Origin of the sequence: Romboutsia sp. 13368 (genome assembly GCF_018336475.1) — a bacterium.
Classification (GTDB): Bacteria; Bacillota; Clostridia; order Peptostreptococcales; family Peptostreptococcaceae; genus Romboutsia.
On the sequence record NZ_CP048741.1, the window covers coordinates 2196327 to 2200231 of the forward strand.

General features: G+C 30.9%; 3 protein-coding genes. All 3 read right to left on the minus strand.

Annotated elements, in window-relative coordinates:
• Positions 1-172: 172 nt before the first annotated feature.
• From G3997_RS09165 to G3997_RS09175, 3 genes are read right to left on the minus strand one after another with little or no spacing between them, the layout of a single operon-like run.
• Complete coding sequence (locus G3997_RS09165; protein ID WP_296645475.1) at positions 173-1108, minus strand: ABC transporter permease; 936 nt, start codon at positions 1106-1108, stop codon at positions 173-175.
• A complete protein-coding gene (locus tag G3997_RS09170) occupies positions 1108-2199 on the minus strand; it encodes an ABC transporter permease (RefSeq protein WP_296645476.1) in 1092 nt (363 codons plus the stop codon). The genes G3997_RS09165 and G3997_RS09170 overlap by 1 nt, the downstream gene beginning before the upstream one ends.
• Entirely contained in the window at positions 2180-3760 is a 1581-nt protein-coding gene (locus G3997_RS09175; protein WP_296645477.1) for an ABC transporter ATP-binding protein, read from the minus strand. Before G3997_RS09175 ends, G3997_RS09170 begins: the two co-directional genes overlap by 20 nt.
• Positions 3761-3905 lie beyond the last annotated feature (145 nt).

Consider the following 3905-nt stretch of genomic DNA (forward strand, 5'->3'; position numbering starts at 1 on the left):
TATAATGATAGGATTACTATTTGATAATAATTTATATGTTATGAATTTAGGAAGTATATTARATTTTATATCAGCATTTATTAATATTAGTAGAGATATATAAAATATATATANNNTATAATTTATAATACTTTAAATATATAAAAAAAATGATAGCTTAAAGCTATCATTTTTATCTTTCACCTTTTTTGTATGGATTTCCAAGTGCTGCTGGAGCCTTAGAACTCTTAACAAACAGTACTAATACTATTAATGTCATTATATATGGTATCATTGATAATAAGTTTTCATTTATGCTAAATGGTAACTCTGGGTTTCCGAAGAATACAGATAAAGCTGTAGAGAAACCAAATAATAAACATGCTACCATAGCCCATTGCGGTCTCCACTTACCAAATATTACAGCTGCCATAGCTATATACCCTTGTCCTGATATTAAAGTAGGTCTAAATGATGAAACAACCGCTAAACTCATAGATGCTCCACCTAATCCTGCTAATATACCAGATATTATAACTGCTGCATATCTAGTCTTTGCAACATTTATACCTAGTGTATCTGCTGCACCTGGATGCTCTCCAACTGCTCTTATTCTAAGTCCAAACTTTGTTTTATATAAAACATACCAAACTACAAAAACTAATATAAACGCTATAAATACTGTCGCATAAGCGTTAAATATTGTATCTAATATTCCACCTGATGGGAATAAACCATTTAATGGTCTTGGTATTTTATTTTCCATTGGTATTGTTGGCGTCATAGTTGCACCATCAAACATTATCTTAGATGCAAATAATGCAACTCCAGGAGCTAATAAGTTTATTGCAACCCCTGATATAGTGTGGTCTGCATTGAAAGTTACAGTTGCTAATGCATGAATTAAAGCAAATAAACCACCTGCTAATCCACCTATTATAAAAGCTAACCATGGATTTCCGAACATATAACCTGCTGCTGCTCCTGCAAAAGCACCTATAGTCATCATTCCTTCTATACCTATGTTAACTATACCCGAATTTTCTGAAAATACTCCACCTAATGCCGCAAATATAAGGGGCGTAGAGTACATTAAAGTTGTACTGATGATTAAAGCTATGTCTTGCATTATACATTGCCCCCTTTATTCTTTTTATTTCTTAAATTTATRTATAACATTCTTAATACACTACTTAATGCTATGAAGTATACTATTGAACCTATAACTATGTTTACAACTTCTGATGGTGCTCCTACAGATTGCATTTTTGTTCCACCATATTTAAATGCACCAAATAATAATCCTGAGAATATAACGCCTATTGGGTTACTATTAGCTATTAATGCAACAGCTATACCATCAAATCCGTAACCTTCTGGTGCTGCTAATACAGTAACATTATGAGATACCCCCATTACTTGTATTGCTCCTGCTGCCGCTGCAATTAAACCTGCTATAGCCATAGATTTTAATATCGATTTATTAACATCTATTCCACCATACTCTGCACCAAATTTATTGTGTCCAACTGCTCTTAGTTCAAATCCTAGAGTAGTCTTAAATAGTATAAATGCTATAACTAAAACAAATATTATTGATATAACGATACCCCAGTTAACCTTTGTAGCCGGTCCAAGTATATCTTTTAACCAATCTATTCCTATGCTTGCTGAATCATGTATACTTACTGATGATTCACTATTTGGTTTTTCTAACCAAGTATTTCTTATCATAAAGTTACTTAAGTAAAATGCTATCCAGTTAAGCATTATAGCTGCTATAACTTCATTAATTCCAAATTTAGATTTTAACCATCCTGCAAATCCACCCCATATAGCTCCACCTAAGCAAGCTATTAAAAGAGTAAGTGGTACGTGTATTATTGCAGGTAATTGAACTATCGAACCAACCATAGTTGCAATTAATGCACCTATTATAAATTGTCCTTCTGCTCCTATATTAAATAATCCTGTTTTAAATGCAAATGCAATAGATAAACCTGTTAATATAAGTGGTGTTGATCTTATTACTACCCAAGCCATGTACTTAGGCTTTCCAAATATACCTTCTATCATTGCTGAATATGCTTGTATTGGGTCTTTTCCTGCTATTAATAATGCTATTGCTCCAACTAATAGACCTAAAACTATTGATATTAAGGAGAATAGAATAGTATTATCAACTAAAGAAATCTTCTTTTTAGTTAGTTTGACACTCATTTTCTTCACCTCCTGCCATCATTAAACCTAATGTATTTTCGTCTGCATCTTTTGCATCGACTATACCTACTATTTTACCTTCATATATAACTGCTATTCTGTCTGATACATTCATAACTTCATCTAACTCTAATGAAACTAACAGTACAGCATTTCCTTCATCTCTTTGTTTTACTAAAGCTTGGTGAACGAATTCTATAGCTCCAACATCAAGTCCTCTTGTTGGTTGAGTAGCTATAAGTAATTGAGGCTCTCCAGTTGCTTTTCTTGCTGTTTCTATATTATCAACTTCTCTACCTATTATAACCTTTTGTTGGTTACCTCCAGATAATGCTCTTGACTTAACAGTATGATCAGTAGGTCTTACGTCAAATCTTTTGATTATTTCATCAGCATATCTTTCTATAGCAAGTTTATTTAATATTCCTTTTTTAGAGAATCTTGAATCTTTATAGTTTTGTAAAACTGTATTCTCTGCTACAGTAAAATCTAAAACCAATCCTCTTTTATGTCTATCTTCTGGTATATTTTTTATCCCATTTTTAAATATTTCTCTAGGCTTCTTATTAAGTAATTCTTTTGAATTTACTGTTATACTTCCACTTTCAGCTTTTCTAAGTCCAGTTAAAACTTCAACTAACTCAGATTGACCATTTCCATCTATACCAGCTATACCTAATATTTCTCCAGCCTTAACTTCAAGTGATAATCCATCTACTACAGATACATTTCTACTGTCTTTTACTAATAAATCTTTTATTTGTAATACTGTTTTAGAAGGTTTAGCTTCATCTTTGTCTACTTTAAAGTTAACTTCTCTACCAACCATCATTGCTGCCAATTCATCTTCAGTTGTCTCAGACACTTTTACTGTATCTATATATTTTCCTCTTCTAATTATAGTACAATGGTCTGCAGCTGCCTTTATTTCTTTTAATTTATGAGTTATTATTATTACAGATTTACCTTCTTTAGTTAAATTTCTTATAATTTGTATAAGTTCTTGTATTTCTTGTGGAGTAAGAACTGCTGTAGGCTCATCTAGTATTAATATCTCTGCTCCTCTGTATAATGCTTTTAATATTTCTACTCTTTGTTGCATACCAACACTTATATCTTCTATTTTTGCATTAGGATCAACATATAATCCATATTTTTCAGAAATAGCTTTAACATCTTCAATAGCTTTATTTATATCAATTGAACCAAGACCCTTTGTAGGCTCAACACCTAATATTATGTTTTGCGCTACAGTAAAAGGTTGTACTAGCATAAAGTGCTGATGAACCATACCTATACCATTTGCTATCGCAACATTAGGATTATCCATATTAACTAATTTTTCGTTAATGTAGATTTCTCCAGATGTTTGCTGATATAAACCATATAGTATATTCATTAGCGTAGATTTTCCTGCACCATTCTCTCCTAAAAGAGCATGTACTTCACCTTTATGTACAGTCAAATCTATGTTATCATTTGCAACAAAATTTCCGAACTTTTTAGTTATTTTTTTCATTTCTACGACTTTTTGACTGTAGTTGACATTACTATTATTCATCGCTCTTTTTTATCCTCCTTATTAAAAATTATCAGCATTTTTATTATACTAAAATACGACCAACATAACAAACTTTTTATTTCTTTTTTTGTCTTTATTTGTTTTTTTATGTATTATAGTAATTTTTTATAAAATATTAATATAG